This window comes from Pseudomonas sp. MWU12-3103b (assembly GCF_023100615.1).
GTDB lineage: Bacteria > Pseudomonadota > Gammaproteobacteria > Pseudomonadales > Pseudomonadaceae > Aquipseudomonas > Aquipseudomonas putida_A.
The window spans coordinates 1-1,168 of record NZ_JALMEY010000040.1; the positions used below are offsets into that span (position 1 = coordinate 1).

Genomic DNA, 1,168 nt, shown 5'->3' on the forward strand with positions numbered 1-1,168 from the left:
GGTGTTCCCGAAACTCAAGCCAGTGGCCTACCAGCAAGACTCCGGCATGGTCGCCAGCAACCCGGTGATCAAGCGCTTCGACCTGCGCCTGGAAACCCGCACCAGCCGCACCACGCGCCGCGACTACGACTTCGAAAAACCACGCCTGACCCTCGAAAGCGAAAACCGTGGCGACGCCCTGCCCGACCTCGAAGACTACGATTACCCGGGCCGCTTCATCGACCGCGAGCGCGGCAAGCACCTGGCCAAACGCGCCCTCGAACGTCACCGCAGCGACTTCCAGCTCGCCGAAGGCAAGAGCGACCAGCCACTGCTGGTCAGCGGCCATTTCCTTGCCCTGACCGAACACCCGAAGGCCAAGTGGAACGACCTGTGGCTGCTGACCGAAGTCCTGCACGAAGGCAAGCAGCCGCAAGTGCTGGAAGAATCGGTGACCAGCGACACCACCGCGCTGAAAGACGATTTCCATCAGGGCTACCGCAACCGTTTTCAGGCGACCCCGTGGGACGTGCCGAACCGTCCACCGCTGCGCAACCCGAAACCGCGCATCCTCGGCAGTCAGAGCGCCGTGGTGACCGGCCCCAAAGGCGAAGAGATCCACTGCGACCAGTACGGCCGCGTCAAAGTGCAATTCCACTGGGACCGCGAAGGCCAGGCCGACGACAAAACCAGTTGCTGGCTGCGCGTCTCCAGCGCCTGGGCCGGCGCCCAGTACGGCGGCATCGCCATCCCGCGCATCGGCATGGAAGTGCTGGTGACCTTCCTTGAAGGCGACCCCGATCAACCGCTGATCAGCGGCTGCCTGTACCACAAGGAAAACACCGTCCCGTATGAGCTGCCGGCAAACAAGACCCGTAGCACCTTCAAGACCCTGAGCTCGATGGGGGGCGGCGGTTACAACGAACTGCGCATCGAAGACAAAAAAGGTCAGGAGCAGATCTACCTGCATGCCCAGCGCGACTGGGACGAGAACATCGAGCACGACCAGAAAATCCGCGTCGGCAACGAACGCCACGACACCGTCGAGCAGAACAGCTACACGGAATTCAAGGCCGAAGAACACCACACCGTCTACGCCGACCGCAAAGTCGAAGCCCGCGCCAACGACCACCTGACCGTGGGCGTGAACCAGCACATCAAGATCGGCACCGGCCAGTTCATCGACGCT

1 protein-coding gene is annotated in these 1,168 nt (G+C 62.8%); it reads left to right on the plus strand.

What is annotated here, in order from left to right; all coding sequences use genetic code 11:
* On the plus strand, positions 1 to 1,168 hold a 1,168-nt coding region (gene tssI, locus M0808_RS28370), incomplete at both ends, for a type VI secretion system tip protein TssI/VgrG (protein ID WP_247843190.1).